This is a genomic window from Sandarakinorhabdus sp., from assembly GCF_031422795.1.
Lineage (GTDB): Bacteria > Pseudomonadota > Alphaproteobacteria > Sphingomonadales > Sphingomonadaceae > Sandarakinorhabdus.
In genome coordinates, this window is the sequence record NZ_JANPML010000142.1 from 1 (window position 1) to 16,696 (window position 16,696).

At 65.6% G+C, this 16,696-nt stretch carries 19 protein-coding genes; 3 read left to right on the plus strand and 16 right to left on the minus strand.

What is annotated here, in order from left to right; all coding sequences use genetic code 11:
* Positions 1-11: 11 nt before the first annotated feature.
* The 6 genes from RMO81_RS05240 to RMO81_RS05265 form a co-directional block, all read right to left on the minus strand.
* Positions 12-563: a fasciclin domain-containing protein gene (locus tag RMO81_RS05240; RefSeq protein ID WP_409049583.1), complete on the minus strand. Its 552-nt coding sequence runs from the start codon at positions 561-563 to the stop codon at positions 12-14.
* Positions 564-677: 114 nt separating this feature from the next.
* Positions 678-1,448 carry an anti-sigma factor domain-containing protein gene (locus RMO81_RS05245; RefSeq protein WP_310474707.1) on the minus strand — a complete coding sequence of 257 codons (771 nt, stop codon included), beginning with the start codon at positions 1,446-1,448 and terminating at the stop codon, positions 678-680.
* Entirely contained in the window at positions 1,445-2,023 is a 579-nt protein-coding gene (locus RMO81_RS05250; protein ID WP_310474708.1) for a sigma-70 family RNA polymerase sigma factor, read from the minus strand. Before RMO81_RS05250 ends, RMO81_RS05245 begins: the two co-directional genes overlap by 4 nt.
* Positions 2,020-2,778, minus strand: coding sequence for an ATP-binding cassette domain-containing protein (locus tag RMO81_RS05255; protein ID WP_310474709.1), 759 nt, complete (start codon positions 2,776-2,778; stop codon positions 2,020-2,022). Before RMO81_RS05255 ends, RMO81_RS05250 begins: the two co-directional genes overlap by 4 nt.
* Positions 2,775-3,551: an ABC transporter permease gene (locus tag RMO81_RS05260; protein WP_310474710.1), complete on the minus strand. Its 777-nt coding sequence runs from the start codon at positions 3,549-3,551 to the stop codon at positions 2,775-2,777. The genes RMO81_RS05255 and RMO81_RS05260 overlap by 4 nt, the downstream gene beginning before the upstream one ends.
* Positions 3,548-4,594: an alanine racemase gene (locus tag RMO81_RS05265; RefSeq protein ID WP_310474711.1), complete on the minus strand. Its 1,047-nt coding sequence runs from the start codon at positions 4,592-4,594 to the stop codon at positions 3,548-3,550. The genes RMO81_RS05260 and RMO81_RS05265 overlap by 4 nt, the downstream gene beginning before the upstream one ends.
* 60 nt (positions 4,595-4,654) lie before the next feature.
* Between RMO81_RS05265 and RMO81_RS05270 the strand changes: the two genes are divergently transcribed.
* A complete protein-coding gene (locus RMO81_RS05270; protein ID WP_310474712.1) occupies positions 4,655-4,882 on the plus strand; it encodes a hypothetical protein in 228 nt (75 codons plus the stop codon).
* 16 nt (positions 4,883-4,898) lie between these two features.
* Here the strand turns inward: RMO81_RS05270 and RMO81_RS05275 are convergent, their stop codons facing one another.
* The 5 genes from RMO81_RS05275 to trmB all read right to left on the minus strand — a co-directional run bounded on the left by RMO81_RS05275 (position 4,899) and on the right by trmB (position 9,502).
* A complete protein-coding gene (locus RMO81_RS05275; RefSeq protein ID WP_310474713.1) occupies positions 4,899-5,834 on the minus strand; it encodes a ribose-phosphate pyrophosphokinase in 936 nt (311 codons plus the stop codon).
* Between the two features lie 88 nt (positions 5,835-5,922).
* Complete coding sequence (gene mutT / locus RMO81_RS05280) at positions 5,923-6,321, minus strand: 8-oxo-dGTP diphosphatase MutT (RefSeq protein WP_310474714.1); 399 nt, start codon at positions 6,319-6,321, stop codon at positions 5,923-5,925.
* Positions 6,321-7,733, minus strand: a complete 1,413-nt coding sequence (locus RMO81_RS05285) for a M48 family metalloprotease (protein ID WP_310474715.1) — start codon at positions 7,731-7,733, stop codon at positions 6,321-6,323. The genes mutT and RMO81_RS05285 overlap by 1 nt, the downstream gene beginning before the upstream one ends.
* 62 nt (positions 7,734-7,795) lie before the next feature.
* A complete protein-coding gene (locus RMO81_RS05290) occupies positions 7,796-8,746 on the minus strand; it encodes an acetyl-CoA carboxylase carboxyltransferase subunit alpha (RefSeq protein WP_310474716.1) in 951 nt (316 codons plus the stop codon).
* A gap of 60 nt (positions 8,747-8,806) precedes the next feature.
* Positions 8,807-9,502 (minus strand): tRNA (guanosine(46)-N7)-methyltransferase TrmB, encoded by a 696-nt coding sequence (trmB, locus tag RMO81_RS05295; RefSeq protein WP_310474717.1) that lies wholly within the window; start codon positions 9,500-9,502, stop codon positions 8,807-8,809.
* A gap of 158 nt (positions 9,503-9,660) precedes the next feature.
* On the opposite strand from trmB, the gene RMO81_RS05300 reads away from it, so the two are divergent.
* Positions 9,661-11,085 carry a nitronate monooxygenase gene (locus RMO81_RS05300; protein ID WP_310474718.1) on the plus strand — a complete coding sequence of 475 codons (1,425 nt, stop codon included), beginning with the start codon at positions 9,661-9,663 and terminating at the stop codon, positions 11,083-11,085.
* Between the two features lie 199 nt (positions 11,086-11,284).
* Here RMO81_RS05300 and RMO81_RS05305 read toward each other — a convergent pair whose 3' ends face one another.
* The 3 genes from RMO81_RS05305 to RMO81_RS05315 all read right to left on the minus strand — a co-directional run bounded on the left by RMO81_RS05305 (position 11,285) and on the right by RMO81_RS05315 (position 14,299).
* Positions 11,285-11,962, minus strand: coding sequence for a DUF1223 domain-containing protein (locus RMO81_RS05305; RefSeq protein WP_310474719.1), 678 nt, complete (start codon positions 11,960-11,962; stop codon positions 11,285-11,287).
* 255 nt (positions 11,963-12,217) lie between these two features.
* The gene (locus RMO81_RS05310) at positions 12,218-13,225 is read right to left on the minus strand and encodes an NAD(P)-dependent alcohol dehydrogenase (RefSeq protein WP_310474720.1); all 1,008 of its coding nucleotides are present in this window, start codon (positions 13,223-13,225) and stop codon (positions 12,218-12,220) included.
* Between the two features lie 78 nt (positions 13,226-13,303).
* Positions 13,304-14,299: a D-glycerate dehydrogenase gene (locus RMO81_RS05315; RefSeq protein ID WP_310474721.1), complete on the minus strand. Its 996-nt coding sequence runs from the start codon at positions 14,297-14,299 to the stop codon at positions 13,304-13,306.
* Positions 14,300-14,376: 77 nt separating this feature from the next.
* Between RMO81_RS05315 and RMO81_RS05320 the strand changes: the two genes are divergently transcribed.
* On the plus strand, positions 14,377-14,880 hold the full coding sequence (locus RMO81_RS05320) for an SH3 domain-containing protein (RefSeq protein ID WP_310474722.1): 504 nt from the start codon (positions 14,377-14,379) through the stop codon (positions 14,878-14,880).
* Between the two features lie 6 nt (positions 14,881-14,886).
* Here RMO81_RS05320 and RMO81_RS05325 read toward each other — a convergent pair whose 3' ends face one another.
* Positions 14,887-15,396 carry a nuclear transport factor 2 family protein gene (locus RMO81_RS05325; RefSeq protein WP_310474723.1) on the minus strand — a complete coding sequence of 170 codons (510 nt, stop codon included), beginning with the start codon at positions 15,394-15,396 and terminating at the stop codon, positions 14,887-14,889.
* Positions 15,386-16,696 (minus strand): MFS transporter (locus tag RMO81_RS05330; protein ID WP_310474724.1); only part of this gene is annotated, 1,311 nt, incomplete at its 5' end. The genes RMO81_RS05330 and RMO81_RS05325, both read right to left, overlap by 11 nt.

Sequence of the window (16,696 nt, forward strand, 5' to 3'; positions counted from 1 at the left end):
CACAAATCAGCTTATGGCAGAACAACCGCGTCAATTACGTGAATGACGCCGTTGGACTGCATCACATCGGCCTGGCGCACGTGGCTCATGCCGCCCTTGGCATCGCGCAACATCACCAGATTGCCCATCATCGAGGCGGTCAGCTTGCCGCCCTGCACGGTGGTCAATTCGGCCTTGCCGCCGCCGGCCTTGATGGCCTTGACCACATCGGCCGCGGTGAACTTGCCCGGGACCACGTGATAAGTCAGCACAGCGGTGAGCGTGCCCTTGTTTTCCGGCTTCAGCAGATTTTCCACCGTGCCGGCCGGCAGCTTGGCAAAGGCGGCGTTGGTGGGGGCGAACACGGTGAACGGGCCGGCGCTCTTCAGCGTGGCGACCAGGCCAGCGGCCTTCACGGCGGCGACCAGCGTGGTGTGATCGGCCGAATTCACGGCATTATCGATGATATCCTTGGTGGGCAGCATCGGGGCACCGCCCACGATCGGCTGTGCGCTGGCCATGGGGGAAAGGCCGGCCGCGGCAACGGCAAAAAGCGCGGCGCGCAGGGCATTGGTGGAACGCATGAGATTCTCCATCTCTTTATCAGGCCCCGCCGGAATAGGCGGGTGCCTGCAATTACGCGAGATGGGTGACAGGGTTGCGGATACCAGTGCCGCTGCGACGAAATGGACCAAAGTTCAGGCCGCTGCCAATTTGCCCGTGGCAATCACCGGACCGGTGGGGGTGCCCGTGGGGGAGCCGCCGGTGGGTTCGATGGAAATCGCCAGAATCGCGCCGGGCTTCAGGCCAGCCAGCCGCTCACGCGGGATGGCCTGGCTGCGACCGGCAGCGATATCGATGACGCCCAGCGAGCGCGGCGGGTTCTGGCCTTCGATCACCCACAGTTCCGGCACCTTGCCGGTGGCGGCATCGCTGCCCCCCGCTACCGGCGCAAAACGCACCTGGCCGCTGGCTGGATCATAGGCAGCGGCCATCAACGGCCGGCCTTCGGCATCCGCCAGGGTTGCCACCAGCGCCGGGCCACCGGCCACGATGGCCGGAACCGCCGGGCCAGTGCTGCCCGGCTGCACCAGCAGCGCCACCGAGACAGCGGCCAGCACCGGGCCGCCAAGGCCCAGGATGCGCCACAGATTGAGATTGTCCCACCAACCGGCCCGCCCGCTCGCCAGTTGTGCCGGTGCGGCGGCGCGGCGCGGCTGCGGCGTCACGTCGGCGGCAATGGCGGCCCAAACCGACGGCGGCGGCGCGATGCCCGGCGTGGTGTCGTCCAGCGGCGACAGCAGCAACTGCCAGCGTTCGACGGCGGCGCGGAAATCATGGTCGCTCAAGCTGCGCAATTCAGCCGCCTTGCGCTCGGCACGGCTGCCGCCACCCAGCGCATAATCCATGGCCAGCGCTTCCATCTCGGTCAGCCCATCAAGGCCGTTCTGTTCAGGACTCTGGCTCATGCCTCGCTCCCTTCCAGTGCGCCGCGCATGCGGATCAGGCCGCGCCGCACCCAGCTTTTCAGCGTGCCGACCGGCACCTGTTCGCGTGTCGCCAGTTCGTCATAGGTGACGCCGTCGAAATAGCAGGCGCGGATGGCGGCGGCATGGCGCGGTTCGAGGCTGGCCAAAGCCGTCGTCAGCCGGCGCACATCATCACCGTGCAGCAGGCCGGCATCCTGCGCCGGGCCGTCGTCGGCCAGATCGAAGGCCGCTTCCACCGGCACATGAGCACGCGGCGGCCGGGCGCGCAGCCGGTCGATCGCGCGGTTGCGCGCGATGGTGGCGGCCCAGGTGATCGGGCTGGCCTTTGAAGGATCAAAGGTCGCCGCCTTGCGCCAGATACTGAGATACACATCCTGCAACACGTCTTCGGATTCCTGCCGTTCATTCAATATACGCAGGATCACGCCAAATAGTTTTGCACTGGTGCGATCATAAAATGTCTGGAAGGCTGCGGTATCGCCATCAGCCACGCGCAACAGCAGCGCCGAAAGCTCGGCCGAACCGGCGGTAAGCGCTTGAACAGGCCGGTTCATTGCCGAACCCCCGGCATCTTGATCGGGCCTTCGGTGCTGCCATGAATGAATTGGCGCACGTAGGGATTGTCACAGCCATCAAGGCTGCTCAATGGCCCGTTCCAGATGATCTTTCCTGCGTGCAGCATGGCAACCCTGTCGGCGATCAAACGCACACTCGCCATATCGTGCGTAATCGCAAGCGCGGTGATTTTCAAATCCGTAACCAATGTGCGGATCAGTTTGTTGATCACCGCCGCCGTAATCGGGTCGAGGCCCGTTGTCGGCTCATCGAAAAAGATGATCGGCGGCCGCACCGCAATGGCCCGGGCCAGCGCCACCCGTTTCTGCATCCCGCCCGACAGTTCGGCCGGCCGCAGATCGGCAACCTCGGCGCCAAGGCCGACCCGCGCCAGATTGTCGATGGCCGCCGCCCGGCGATCGGCCGCGCTGCCGGGCAGAGCAAAGCTGATGTTGCGCCACACGGGCAGCGAATCAAACAGCGCACCGCCCTGAAACAACATGCCAAAGCGGGTGCGGTGCGCGTCGAGCGCGGCACCCTTCAGCCCGGCGACTTCCTGCCCGTCCACCAGAATCGAGCCCGCATCGATGGGAATCAGGCCCAGGATGCATTTCAGCGTGACGGATTTGCCGGTGCCTGATCCGCCGATGATGACCAGACTTTCGCCCGGCATCACGCTGACCGACAGGCCATCGAGCACCTGCCGGCTGCCAAAGCGTTTCGACACGCCCGAAAGTTCGATCCGCGGGATCATGAACCGAACACGATCACGGTGATGATCAGGTTGGACAACAGGATGAGGATGAAGCTGGAGACCACCGCATTGGTGGTCGCCCGCCCGACACCGGCCGCGCCGCCGCCGCTGTGATAGCCGTGATAACAGCCCATCAGCGCGATGAAGAAGCCGAACACGCCGGCTTTCACCAGGCTGGACACCACGTCGTCGACCTCAAGATAGCGCTGCGTTGTCGCCAGATATTGCGCGCTGTTGAAGCCCAGCCGCTGGGTGGCCAGCAGCCAGCCGCCCATCACGCCCAGCGCGTTCGACACCAGCACCAAGAACGGCATCACCAGCACGGCGGCGAGGATGCGTGGCCCCACCAGCCAGCGGAACGGATCGGTGCGCAGCGTCACCAGCGCGTCGATCTGCTCGGTCACCCGCATTGTGCCCAGTTCCGCCGCCATGGCGCTGGCAACGCGGCCGGCCACCATCAAGCCGCCTAACACCGGCCCCAGTTCGCGCACGACGCCAATCACGGTCACAGCCGGCACAGTCGATGCGGCGTTGAAGCGGCTGCCGCCGATGAAGATCTGCTGCGCCAGTGCAGAGCCGGTGAACAACGCGGTAAGGCCAACGACCGGCAGCGACAGCCAGCCAATCACCAGCATCTGTTGCGCCAGTTGCGCCGGATACCAGGGCGGCTGCAGCATCCGGGTAAGCGCGGTGACGGCAAAGCGCGTCAACCGGCCGATGGCGACAAATGCCGCAAGCACGGGCGTACCAATGGCGATCAGCACGGCGATCATGCCCACACCCGATCAAAACGTTGGCCCAGCGCCACCAGCAATTCATAGCTGGTACGCCCTGCCAGCGTCGCCATGGTTTCGGGGTCGAACGGGATATCAATCCAGTCGCCTTCGGCCAGTGCCGGCGCATCGGTGACATCAAAGGCCGAAAGATCCATCGAAATGCGACCCGCCGCCGGGCAGCGTACGCCGGCCACTTCGGCAAAACCTACCCCTGAAAGCCCGCGCGCATAGCCATCGGCATAACCCAGCGCCACGGTGGCAATGCGGCTGGGCCGTGTGGCGGCGAAGGCTGCGGCATAGCCCACGGTGCCGCCGGCCGGCACATCGCGCAATTGGATGATACGCGCCTGAATGCGGGCTACGGGGCGTGACACGCGGCCATTCGGCATCAAGCCGCCGCCGAACAGGCCGATGCCCGGGCGCACCAGATCGAGATGAAAGGCCGCGCCCAGCGCGATGCCGGCGCTGTTGGCCAAGGCATAGGCACCCGCCGGCACACGCGCCGCCACTTCGGCAAAACAGGCGCGCTGGCGCTCGTTCAAGGGGTGCGCCGGATTGTCGGCACAGGCCAGATGGCTGTGCAGCACCGCCACGTTCATTCCGGCCAACACATCGGCGGTTTCCGACGGCGCCAGGCCCAGCCGGTTCATGCCGCTGTCCACCATCACTTCGCAGGGCCGCCCAGTCTGCCGCCACAGCGCCACTTGGGCCGCCGTCACCAGCACCGGAAGCGCGGGCAGGGCGAGCGCGGCCGGCAGTTCATCGGCGGTCACGCCGTGCAGGACAGACAGGGTCACGCCTGCAGGCAGCGGCAACAGCGCCGGCACTTCCTGCCAGTGCGCCACATAGAATGTTCGGCACCCCGCCGCCGCCAGCCGCGCCATGGCTTCGCGCGCGCCCAGGCCATAGCCATCGGCCTTGATGGCCGCCCCGCAATCGGCGGCGCCCACGGCACGGGCGAAATCCTGCCAGTTGGCGATCAGCGCCGCACTGTCGAGCAGCAGCCGAGCTTGCGGCGGAGGGAAAGCGGTTGGAGACACCGCACTGGATTAGCGATGTTGTTCATGGCGGCGCAAGCCATTCCCCTGTATCAGAAGAATATGAACCGCATCTTCTTCTCCGTCGCCGCTCTCTCGCTCGTGATGAGCAGCGCCCTTGTGCTGGCCCCGGCCAACGCCCAGGCGCAGCCCAAGCCCGACACCGAATTCTGCGCCAAGATGCGCGCAAAGGATCCGGGCGGCATCTGCACCGCCAAGGGCGAGTATGTGACGCCGGAGAAGGTCTACAAACCCGATGGCACGGTGATCAACCGCTCGACGGGCGACTGAAGCACCGTCGCGGCCTTCAATCAAACAGGCTGCTGACCGAGGTTTCTTCCGCCGTGCGCCGCATGGCTTCGGCAAGCAGCGGTGCGATGGTGATGCGCCGCACTTTTTTCGCGGCCTGCACCGCTGCCGTGCTGGCGATCGAATCGGTGACCACCAGTTCCGACAACAGTGACCCATCGACCCGCGCCACGGCGCCGCCCGACAGCACGCCGTGGCTGACATAGGCCGTTGCGCTCTGCGCGCCGGCTTCGAGCAGGGCGGCGGCGGCGTTGCACAGCGTGCCGGCCGAATCGACGATGTCATCGATCAGGATGCAGCGGCGGCCGCGCACATCGCCGATGATGTTCATCACTTCGGATTCGCCCGGCCGTTCGCGGCGCTTGTCGACGATGGCCAGCGGGGCGTTGCCCAGCCGTTTGGCCAGTGCGCGGGCGCGCACCACACCGCCCACATCGGGAGAGACCACCATCAGATTTTCCATCCCCATGCGCGCCGAAATATCGGCGGCCATCACCGGGGCGGCAAACAGATTGTCGGTCGGGATATCGAAAAAGCCCTGGATCTGGCCGGCATGCAGATCAAGGCAAAGCACGCGGTCGGCGCCGGCAGTGGTGATCAGATTGGCAACCAACTTGGCCGAAATCGGTGTGCGCGAACCGGATTTGCGATCCTGACGGGCATAACCGAAATAGGGCACCACCGCCGTGATGCGTTTGGCCGAAGCCCGCTTCAGCGCATCGATGCAGATCAGCAATTCCAGCAGGTTGTCGTTGGCCGGGGCCGCGGTGGGTTGCACCACAAACACATCTTCGCCGCGCACATTCTCGTGGATTTCCACGAAAATCTCTTCGTCGGCAAAGCGCCGCACCGCCGCCTTGGTCAGCGGGATTTCGAGGTAGGCGGCAATCGCCTGAGCCAGTTCGGGATTGCCGTTGCCGGCCAGAATCTTCATGTGGCGCGCGCCTGATTGTAGAGGGTGGGCTGACGGGTTTGGCCGGCCATAGCCGCCCTGTCACACACGTGCAACCATGGTGGCAGGCTCATTGGCCGATTGCGGCCACCAAAGCATCAACCAATGGCACATCGGCCGGCGGCATCTGCAGCCCCACCATGGCGCCCGGCCGTTCCCAGCGCAGCGCCTGGCCATCGCGGCCATGCGGTTCGCCCGTCCAGCGCCGGCACCAGTACAGCAGCATGACGAGATGGAAATCCGGATAGCCAAAGCTGACGAAGGTGAAGGGTTCCAGCCCTGCCACCACGATGCCCAGTTCTTCGTCCAGCTCACGCACCAGCGCGGCTTCCGGTGATTCGCCCGGCTCCAGCTTGCCGCCGGGAAATTCCCACAGGCCCGCCAGCGACTTGCCTTCCGGGCGCTGGGCCAGCAACACGCGGCCATCGCCATCCACCAGGGCGGCGGCCACCACATGAATGATCTTCATCAGCGCAGCGTGACCAGCTTCACACGGTCGCCGATTTTCAGCGTGGCATTGGCCGCCAGCTGATTGAGGGTCAGGAAACGCGCCAGCTTGTCGTCGCCATAGGCCATGCGGTCGGCAAGGCCCTGCAGCGTGTCCTTTGGCCCCACCCGCACCACAGCCACGCGGCGGCTGCGAATGCCGGCGATTTCCTGCGGCGACAATTTGCGCACGCTGGCCGCAACCGGCGCCAGACTGGCGATCTGGCCCTGCGGCGCGATGCTCACCAGCGTCAGCGCCAGCTGCGGCGACCAGCGATAGACCGTCATCATGGCTTCGACCGCGCCGGACTGTGACCGGGCCTGGATGCTGCCTTCCAGCGCTTCAACCCCGTTGATTCGGGTGGCGCGCATCGGCTGGGCGGCAACCCCCAATTGCTGCCAGCGCGCGCCGGCAATGGCGTTCAGGTCAGCCGTGCGCGCATCGGCGGCGCGCATGTCAAACTTCCGATTGCCCGGCCCGCTGCCGGTAACAGCTTGCGGGCTGTTGGCGATGGCAAAACCCTGAGGCGCATCCAGCGCCAGCGCCAGCCCGCCATGGCGAAAACCATTGCCCACCACCACGCCTTCGGCCGGATCATCATCATAAATCATGCCGTCGATGGCATTCAGAAAGGCATCGCGGTTGAGCGTGCGGCCCGCTGATCTGGCTGCCACTGCCCGCGCTTCCTTGTCCATCCGCGCCACACGTTCACCGCTGGGCGGATGGGTGGAAAGCCATTTCGACGGTTCGGCGCCGCCCTGGCCCTTCAGCCGCGCCTCCAGCGCCGTCTGCGCGCCCAGCGCTGCCAGGCTGTCGGTGCCGGCATTGGGGTCATAACCGGCGCTGGCCAGATAGCGCACACCCAGGCTGTCGGCCTCGCGTTCCTGTTCGCGGCTGTAACCCAAAGTGGTCAGCCCGGCGACCACGCCCGCGCCGCGCCCGATCAGATCAGAACCGGTGAGCGCCCCGGCGATGCCGGCCAGCACGTTGGACAGGGCAGCGCGGTTCTGGCGTTTCTGGCCGTGGCGAGCAGCGACGTGCCCCACTTCATGGCCCATCACAAAGGCAAGTTCCGCCTCGTCATTCATCAGCGCCAGCAGCTGCCGGGTGATATAGACATAGCCGCCGGGGATGGCGAAGGCGTTGTTTACATTGGAATTCAACAGGCTGACCGTATAATCCGTCGCCCGCGCGCCGCCGCCCGATTGCACGGCAATTTTCTGGCCGACACTGCGCACATAATCCGCCACCGGCCCGCTCATGGCGCCGCCAAATTGCTGCAGGATCTGCGGATGCGCGTCGGCGCCGGATTTGCGCTCGCTTTCCGTCAGGCCGGGCGGGGCCTGCGCCAGCGTCGGGCCCGCCAGCAGGACAGACAGGGCAAGGGAGCGCATCAGGGTTTTCATGCGCCCAGCATAGCCCGAACTGCCAGCCAGAGGCCAGCCGTCAAGTCCGCTTACAGAGTCCGGCCCATCGCCAGATATTTGGCGCGCCGCGCCTTCACCAGCGCCGAAGGCGACAGCGCCAGCAGCGGCTGCAATTCGCTGGCAATCGCCATCGACAGCGACGCAATCGCTGCCGCCGGGTCGCGGTGTGCGCCGCCCAGCGGCTCTGAAACGATAGTGTCGATCACGCCCAGCGCCTTGCAGTCGGCCGCCGTCACCTTCATCGCTTCGGCCGCATCAGCGGCGCGATTGGCCTGCTTTTCGGCGTTGCGCCACAGGATGGAGGCGCAGCCTTCCGGCGAAATCACTGCATAAACCGCATGTTCGAACATGATGACCCGGTCCGCCGCGGCGATGCCGATGGCGCCGCCCGACATGCCTTCACCGGTGATGGCGGTGATGATCGGCACCGGCGCGCCCAGGAAGGCGGCGGTGGCCCGCGCAATGGCTTCGGCCTGGCCGCGCGCTTCGCCGTCCACGCCCGGATAGGCACCAGCGCTATCGACCAAAGTGATCACCGGCACATTGAAGCGGGCCGCCAGTTCCACCAGCCGGGCGGCCTTGCGATAGCCTTCGGGCCGGCCCATGCCGAAATTATGCTTCACCCGGGATGCGGTGTCGTTGCCCTTTTCATGGCCGATCAGCATCACAGGCACGTTCAGCCCGCGCAGTTTGCCCAGCCCGCCCAGAATGGCCAGATCCTCGCCATAGGCCCGATCACCGGCCAGCGGCGTGAAATTTTCCACCAGCGATTTGGCGATATCGGAAAAATGCGGGCGCACCGGGTGACGGGCGACCAGCGTCTTCTGCCACGGCGTCAGCTTGGCATAGGTTTCGGCCAGCAATCGGCGCGCGGCGCCTTCGGCGTGGCGGGCACCGGCCTCATCCCCGGCCGCACGATAATCGGTCGCACGCTGGGCGATCTGGGCAATCGGCTTTTCAAATTCGAGATATTGGCTCACCTCGCCGGCCTAGGCGATTTGACGCGGCGTGGTCAATGGTCGCTTGCGTCACAGCCAGGCTCACAGACGCTGCCAGCGGAAATACCACACCTCGTGGCCCAGCCGGCGCGCCTTGGTTTCATAACGCGTTTGCGGCCAATCGGCGGGGCGGGTCAGAAAATCCGCCGCCGTGTCGCCCAACCAGCGGAAATCGCTGCGCTTGCCCATCTGCATCAGCGCCCAACGGCAATAGACCGGGTGATCAGTGCCAAAACGGAATTCGCCGCCCGGTTTCAGCACGCGGGCGATGGCGGCGATCGGGCCGGGATTCATGAAACGGCGCTTGGCATGGCGGGCCTTGGGCCAGGGATCGGGGTGAAGCAGGAACAGCCGATCGATGCTGGCTTCGGGCAGCCGATCCAGCACATCCAGCGCATCGCCGTGATAGATACGCACGTTGGCGATGCCGCCGTCGCGCACCGCGATCAGCGCGCCAACCACGCCATCCACAAAGGGTTCGGCGCCGATCAGCCCCACATCCGGGTGCATCGCGGCTTGCCCGGCCATGTGCTCGCCGCGGCCAAAGCCGATTTCCAGCCACAGCGGGCGCTCATCGCCAAACAGCGCTGGCGCGGTGATCGGCCCTTCGGCGGGCACCGCGATGCGCGGCAACAGATCGGCAAACAGCGCCGCCTGGCCCTGGCGCAAGGTGTGGCCCTGCCTGCGGCCATAAAGCCGGCGGATGGTGGTGGGATCGGAAACGCTTGATTCGGCCATAGGGCAAGCCCTTGCCCGATCACAGCGCCGGGGCAAAGCGGGGGGGGGCAAAGTGCTGCCATTCGGCGCATTTGCGTGCGCTTGCTTGCGCTTTGCCGTATGATTGCCGCAAGAGGGCGTTGGCTGGCCACGGGGCGCCCGCCGAGGTGATGCGAGCTATGGCAATTTTTACCGGTGTAAGAACGCTGAAAATGGGTGGCCGCGAAGTGTGGCCGCTGGTGGAAGGCGGCAAGGGTGTTTCCGCCACCAACCATGCCTCTTCAGGTGCCTGGGCGCTGGCCGGCGGCGTCGGCACCGTCTCTGCCGTAAACGCCGACAGCTATGACGTTGATGGCCTCATCATCCCGCAGATCTATCGCGCCGCCACCCGCCGCGACCGCCATGAAGAACTGGTGGATTTTGCCATCGAAGGCGGCGTTGCCCAGGTGCAGCGCGCCTATGACATTGCTGCGCCGGAACTGAAGCGCGGCATCGGCGGCATCAACATCAACGTGTTGTGGGAAATGGGCGGCGCCCAGCGTGTGCTGCACGGCGTGCTGGAACGCACCAAGGGCCTGGTCAATGGTGTCACCTGCGGCGCCGGCATGCCCTACAAATTGTCCGAAATCGCGGCGCAATATGGCGTGCATTATTATCCGATCATCAGTTCGGCCCGCGCCTTCCGGGCGCTGTGGAAACGCGCCTACTCCAAGGCCGCCGAGTGGTTGGGCGCGGTGGTGTATGAAGATCCGTGGCTGGCCGGCGGCCACAACGGGCTTTCGAACGCCGAAGACCCGCGCGTGCCGCAAGATCCCTATCCGCGCGTTGCCGAACTGCGCGCCACCATGCGCGAACTGGGCGTGCCCGAATCGGTGCCGATCATCATGGCTGGCGGCGTCTGGCGGCTGGATGAATGGGCCAACTGGCTCGACAATCCCGAACTGGGCCAGATCGTCTTCCAATTCGGCACCCGCCCGCTGCTCACCCAGGAAAGCCCGATTCCCGATGCGTGGAAACAGCGCCTGTTCAATCTGGCCGAGGGCGACATCCTGCTGCACAAATTCTCGCCGACCGGATTCTATTCCTCTGCCATCCGCAACCCCTACCTGCGCGGCCTCGAAGCCCGCAGCGAACGCCAGATCGCCTTTTCCACCACGGCCACCGGCGATCACCAGTTCGCACTTGATGTGGGCGTCGGCACCAAACGCTATTTCGTTACCGGCGGCGATCTTCTGCACGCGCGCGAATGGCATGGCGCCGGCTTTACCGAGGCGCTGAAAACACCGGACAACACATTGGTGTTCGTGACCCCGCCCGAACGCGGCACCATCCGCAAGGATCAGGCCGATTGCATGGGCTGCCTGTCCCACTGCGGCTTTTCGGCCTGGAAAGACACCGACACCAACAGCACCGGGCGTCTGGCCGATCCGCGCAGTTTCTGCATCCAGAAAACCCTGCAGGATATCGCCCACGGCGGCGACCCCGACGCCAATCTCGCGTTCGCCGGCCACAGCGCCTACCGCTTCGCCAGCGATCCCTATTATTCGAATCGCTTCATCCCGACGGTGAAGCAGCTCGTGGACCGGATTCTCACCGGGGCTTGAGGGTAAAGGGAAAGAGGGCCTCCGGCGGGCAGGGTCGCAGACCCTGCACCCGTTGGTTTTCGGGCAACCTTCACTCCAAAGGCGCAAACGAGCGCCGCAGGCATTGAATAATGGCCTGCGGCGCTATCCTCCCGGCATCAGCACAGGCCAAAATCGAAAGCGGGTGCAGGGGCTCAGCCCCTGCCCGCCGGAGGCATCTTCACTTCAACCGCAACGCCGCCAGCACAGCGCCACCGCCCGGCCGCTGCACCAGCACCGCCTCTGACAGCCCAGCCACCGGCGCGGGCCGCGCAAACCCAGCAGCGCTGCCTGACCACAGGCCGAGGCGCACCAGCCCGGTCACGACGTTGCGGTGCGGCAGCGTGCGGCCACCGTTTTCGCCGGCCTTGATCGGCACCTGCACGATGTTGGGATTGTAGCGCACCAGCCAGACATCGCCGACGCCGGTGCCGGCTGCGACCTCGATGCGCGCGTTGGTGGCGGAGACGGCGGGGCCAGCCGTGCCACGGTCGCCAGCCTTCACAGCCTGGGCCAATTCAGCAGCGCGCACGCCGGTCACGTCCACGCGGCCGTTGATGACGGTTTGCGGCGTCCACACATTGTCGTGGCGCAGGCCATCCTTGTAATCATACTGGCGGCGGGTGAATTCGGGCCGGGCAAAGCGGTCTTTCCAGCCCAGCTGATCCCAATAGGTGACGCCAAAGCTGAGCACCAACAGATCGGGCCGATCCGCCAGCGCCATCACATTGGCGTTGGCCGGCGGGCAAGACGAACAGCCCTGGCTTTGGAACAATTCGATCACCGTGGGGTGGGCAACATCAGCGGCGAGCGCCGGGGCGGCAAGACTGGCGGCAAGGGCAAGCAGGGCAAAGCGCATGGGGAATACTCCTTCTGCTGGCCAGTTCGCGCCGCGTGCACAGGATGTTGCAGGGGCGGGAGAAGGAAATGCCTCCGGCGGGCAGGGGCTGAGCCCCTGCACCCGCTTTCGTTTTTGGCCGTTGCTGATGCCGGGAGGATAGCGCCGCAGGCTATTATTCAATGCCTGCGGCGCTGGATTGCGCATTTGGCGTTAGGGCTGCCAGAAAACCAACGTGTGCAGGGTCTGCGACCCTCCCCGCCGGAGGCAATCCCTTCAGATATCCACGCAAATCTTGCCGAAATGCTTGCCCGATTCCTGGTGACGGAAGGCCGCGCCCAGTTCGGCCAGCGGGAAGTGCGTATCGATCACCGGGCGGATGCCGTTCTGGTTGATGGCGCGGATCATGTCCTGCTGTTGGCGCCTTGTGCCCACCGTGATGCCGATCAGGCGGATCTGTTTGGCCATCAGTTGCACGGTGGGGATCGGCCCGGCAAAGCCCGCCAGCACGCCGATCAGGCTGATATGGCCGCCCACGGCGCAGGCGATGATCGATTCGGGCATGGTGCCGGCGCCGCCGATTTCGACGATGTGATCGACGCCGCGGCCTTGCGTCAGCTTCATGGCTTCGGCACCCCAGCCGGGGGTGGATTTGTAGTTGATCAGGTGATCGGCGCCCATCGCCTGGAGCCGCGCCAGTTTTTCGTCGCTCGAACTGGTGGCGATCACGGTCGCGCCCATCGCTTTCGCAAATTGCAGCGCAAAGATGGAAACGCCGCCGGTGCCCTGCACCAACACGACATCGCCGGCCTTCAGATTGCCTTCCGGCACCAGCGCCCGCCAGGCGGTGAGGCCGGCGCAGGTGAGGGTGGCGGCTTCGGCGTGGCTGTATCCGAACGGCGCGTGGGTAAAGCTGGTGGCCGGCGCGATCACTTCTTCGACAGCATAGCCATCGGCGCCATCGCCCGGCACGCCGGCAAAGCCTGCCATGTTGGGCCGGCCATCAAGCCAGGTCGGGAAGAAGGTGGACACCACCATATCGCCGGGGCGGAATTCCGTCACGCCTTCGCCCACGGCCAGCACGTCGCCGGCGCCATCGCTCATCGGGATGCGGCCATCGGGGGTAGGAATGCCGCCCACCACGACGATATAATCATGATAATTCAGGCTGCTCGCGCGCAGCCGCACCTTGATCTGGCCGGGGCCGGGTGCGCCGGGTTCGGCCATGTCTTCATGGCGCAGATTGTCGATGCCGGCGGGGTGGCGAAGGCGGATGGCTTTCATGGTGTGGCTCCCTTGGTTGTGGGCAGCCTAGACCTTCTTGATCACCGGCAGGCCCTACCGCTTGCGGGAGGGGAGGGGTCAGGCCCATCCCTCAAGCACAATATCTGGCGGCCGGTGTCCATCCACCCACACCCGGATATTGGCGATCACCTTTTCGCCCATCGCCTGGCGCCCTTCAAAGGTGGCGCTGCCCATGTGCGGCAGCAGCACGACATTGGTCATCTTGAGCAGGCGCGGATCGACGGCGGGTTCATGTTCGAACACGTCCAGCCCCGCGCCGGCAATCTGGCCGCTGGCCAGCGCTTCGGACAGGGCATTTTCATCGACGATCTCACCGCGCGCGGCGTTGATCAGATAGGCGCTCTTCTGCATCAGGCCGAAACGGCGCGCGTCGATCAGATGGTGCGTATCGGGCGTGTGCGGGCAGTTGATGGTGATGATGTCCACCCGCGCCAGCATGGCATCCAGATCGGCCCACCAGGTCGCCTCCATCTCGGCTTCCACGCTGGCCGGCAGGCGGTGGCGGTTGTGATAATGCACGGTCAGGCCAAAGGCGCGGGCGCGGCGGGCCACGGCGCTGCCGATGCGGCCCATGCCGATGATGCCCAGCCGTTTGCCGGTGATGCGGTGGCCCAGCATGCCCGTGGGCGACCAGCCGGCCCATTCACCGGCGCGCACCAGTTTTTCACCGGCACCCAGTCGGCGCGGCACGGCGAGGATCAGCGCCATCACCATATCGGCAGTGTCCTCGGTCAGCACGCCCGGCGTGTTGGTCACGATCACCGAGGCCGCGTGGGCGGCGTGCAGATCGATATGATCGACACCCACGCCGAAATTGGCGCAGAGTTTCAGCCGGCCCCCTTCAGCAGCGGCGGCAAACACCGCCGCATCAACATGATCGGTTACGGTCGGCACCAGCACATCGCAGCGGCGGGCGGCGTCGCACAGCTCCGCTTGCGTCATCGCGGTATCGGTCAGGTTCAGTTCGACATCGAACAGTTCAGCCATGCGGGTTTCCACCGCCTGCGGCAGGCGGCGGGTGACGATGACCTTGGGGCGAGGTTTGTTGGGCATGAACAGGTCCGAAATCCGGGTCGATACGATGTGGCAAGGCTTGCGCGGCAACGGCCAAACGGTCAAGAGGAAGGCCCATGAAGAAGACGCCAAAACTCCTGTTTCTTGTTGCACTCGCCGTGGTCGCCACCGCCGCTGGCGCGGCAGAGTTTGCCGACGGCACCACCGATCTGCCGAAACCGCGCTTTGTCTCGGTCAAGGGCGGCAGCGCCATGATGCGCTCCGGCCCGGGCGAACGCTTTCCCATTCTGTGGGAATACAAGCGCGTTGGCCTGCCGATGGAGATATTGAAGGAATATGAGATCTGGCGGCAGGTGCGCGACCCGGATGGCACCATCGGCTGGATGAACAAGGCGCTGCTCACCGGAAGGCGCACCGGGCTGGTGCGCGATCAACAGCGCCTGCTGTATGTTGCGCCCGACATGAAAAGCCGCATCGCCTGGCGGGTGGCCCCCAACGCGGTGGTCAACATCACCCTGTGCGAGGATATCTGGTGCCGGGTGAGCAAGGACGGCAAATCCGGTTACATCCTGCGCGGCCAGATGTGGGGCACCTATACCCGCGAGAAAATCGAGGGTTAGGCTGCCTCACTTGTCGGTTGTGTCAGTCTGCTTTTCCGGCATGACCATGTCCTGCACGGCAATGATCTGCCATCGGCCACCTCGCCGCAGCAAGGTGTCGGTCCACACCACGGTCCTTGGCTTGTCCTTGCCGTCAGCGCCAGTTTCGATGGCGCTTTCCTTGCCGTAGATCACTGCCACGTCCGGCCCGTAATAGCGCACTTTGGCGCTCAGCAACTTGCAGTCCCGGGCCCTTGGCGCAGAGTGCGCCGCCCCGGGTTTGGCCCACCCCTCAGCCTTGGTATAGATGTCGCCGCCAGGGCTGGTGCCCACGAAATCCTCGGCGAGCAGCGTCTGCAGGACGTCGTTGGGCACGCAGGCGTGGGTGGCCCACTGCCGTTCCAGTTCGATCAGCTTTGCAGCAACAGGATCGTCGGCTGCAGCCCAGACGCCAATGCCCGGTTCGGCAGCGGCCAGTGGCCCGCCGAAAACGGCTGTGGCCAACAGAGCTGACACCGCCATAAGTTCAATTTTCATTGCCATTTCCCGTTTCCCCCTGTGCTTGTTGCCATTTCGACGCACCGCCGCCCTTCACGAACAACAATATTATCAGCCCCACCGCCAGCAGGCCTATCACCGGAATGAAGCCCGCCGCCTGCGTGCCGCCTTCGCGCGTGGCGATCTCCACCAATAATGGCCCCAGCCACATCGTGGCCGCGCCCGACAACGCATAAAGCCCGAAATAGGCGCCCAGCCGATCGGGCGGCACCAGCCGCGTGAGCAAGGTGCGGGACGAGGCATAGGCGGAGGTGACGGTGATGGCGAGACCGCAGCCCAGCCCCAGGAACACCAGTTCGGGCAGGGTGGTGAACATCGGCCCATCCCACAGCGGCGCAGGTGATGCGGGCTGGAACAGGATGCGATCCCGGCCCATCCCAAGCACCAGCGCCTGCAAAAGGATCAGCAGCAGCAATTCCAGCATCAGCGCAAAGCGCGGGCCCAGCCAGCCATCAAGGCGCGGCGCCAGCAGCCCGCCCATTACCGCCGCACAGCTGAGCACGATGCCATAGCCCAGCATCGGCAAGGTGCCCCAGCCCATGGTGCCCGACGCAAACACACCGCCAAACAGCAAAATCGCGGTGAGGCCATCGGTGAAGAGCATCCGTGCCAGCAGAAAAAGCAGCGGGTTGGCACTGCCGCGCACATCGCGCAGCAGCCGCCACAGATCGCTGGCGCCGCCCACGAACGCCGCCCCCAGCGTGGCGCGGGTGCGCGGCGCATCCGGCACAGCGCGAAACAGCGGGATACTGCCCACCAGCATCAGCGCGCCCACGATCGGCCCGGCAATGCGGGCGGGTTCGCCCAGTGCCGGATCCAGCCCCAGCAACGGCGCGGCTGGCAGGAACGGCCAATCCACCGTGCCGGGCAAGGCAAAGGCCAGCAGCACCAGCAATAGCAGGCCCACGCTCATGGCATTGCCGCCAGCCAGCCCAAGCCCACTGGCGCGCGCCACGCCAGCATGGCCAGCCGCCGGCACCAGCAGCGCGTTGTGCAGCGTTTCATGCGCGGCAAACAGCCACGACATGGCCGCACCGGCAAAGACCACCCACATGATGCCCAGGCCGTCCCCCGCTGCCGCCGGCTTCACCCACCACAGGCTGGTGGTGATCGCCACCATGGCCAGCACCACCAGTGCCAGCAGCGGCTTGCGCGGCCCCAGCCGATCCACCATCGCCCCCAGCAACGGCATGGTGATCATCACCGCCCAGCCGCCCCATTTGCCGCTTTGCGCCACCAGCGCCTGGCCCTGCACCGGATCGCCAACCACGGCACCGAC

What these genes read in the sequence shown, in the direction of transcription:
- RMO81_RS05240 (WP_409049583.1), bottom strand. Translation starts at nt 563, where the DNA reads ATGCGTTCCACCAATGCCCTGCGCGCCGCGCTTTTTGCCGTTGCCGCG.
- RMO81_RS05245 (WP_310474707.1), bottom strand. Translation starts at nt 1,448, where the DNA reads ATGAGCCAGAGTCCTGAACAGAACGGCCTTGATGGGCTGACCGAGATG.
- RMO81_RS05250 (WP_310474708.1), bottom strand. Translation starts at nt 2,023, where the DNA reads ATGAACCGGCCTGTTCAAGCGCTTACCGCCGGTTCGGCCGAGCTTTCG.
- RMO81_RS05255 (WP_310474709.1), bottom strand. Translation starts at nt 2,778, where the DNA reads ATGATCCCGCGGATCGAACTTTCGGGCGTGTCGAAACGCTTTGGCAGC.
- RMO81_RS05260 (WP_310474710.1), bottom strand. Translation starts at nt 3,551, where the DNA reads ATGATCGCCGTGCTGATCGCCATTGGTACGCCCGTGCTTGCGGCATTT.
- RMO81_RS05270 (WP_310474712.1), top strand. Translation starts at nt 4,655, where the DNA reads ATGAACCGCATCTTCTTCTCCGTCGCCGCTCTCTCGCTCGTGATGAGC.
- RMO81_RS05275 (WP_310474713.1), bottom strand. Translation starts at nt 5,834, where the DNA reads ATGAAGATTCTGGCCGGCAACGGCAATCCCGAACTGGCTCAGGCGATT.
- mutT (WP_310474714.1), bottom strand. Translation starts at nt 6,321, where the DNA reads ATGAAGATCATTCATGTGGTGGCCGCCGCCCTGGTGGATGGCGATGGC.
- RMO81_RS05285 (WP_310474715.1), bottom strand. Translation starts at nt 7,733, where the DNA reads ATGCGCTCCCTTGCCCTGTCTGTCCTGCTGGCGGGCCCGACGCTGGCG.
- trmB (WP_310474717.1), bottom strand. Translation starts at nt 9,502, where the DNA reads ATGGCCGAATCAAGCGTTTCCGATCCCACCACCATCCGCCGGCTTTAT.
- RMO81_RS05300 (WP_310474718.1), top strand. Translation starts at nt 9,661, where the DNA reads ATGGCAATTTTTACCGGTGTAAGAACGCTGAAAATGGGTGGCCGCGAA.
- RMO81_RS05305 (WP_310474719.1), bottom strand. Translation starts at nt 11,962, where the DNA reads ATGCGCTTTGCCCTGCTTGCCCTTGCCGCCAGTCTTGCCGCCCCGGCG.
- RMO81_RS05310 (WP_310474720.1), bottom strand. Translation starts at nt 13,225, where the DNA reads ATGAAAGCCATCCGCCTTCGCCACCCCGCCGGCATCGACAATCTGCGC.
- RMO81_RS05315 (WP_310474721.1), bottom strand. Translation starts at nt 14,299, where the DNA reads ATGCCCAACAAACCTCGCCCCAAGGTCATCGTCACCCGCCGCCTGCCG.
- RMO81_RS05320 (WP_310474722.1), top strand. Translation starts at nt 14,377, where the DNA reads ATGAAGAAGACGCCAAAACTCCTGTTTCTTGTTGCACTCGCCGTGGTC.
- RMO81_RS05325 (WP_310474723.1), bottom strand. Translation starts at nt 15,396, where the DNA reads ATGAAAATTGAACTTATGGCGGTGTCAGCTCTGTTGGCCACAGCCGTT.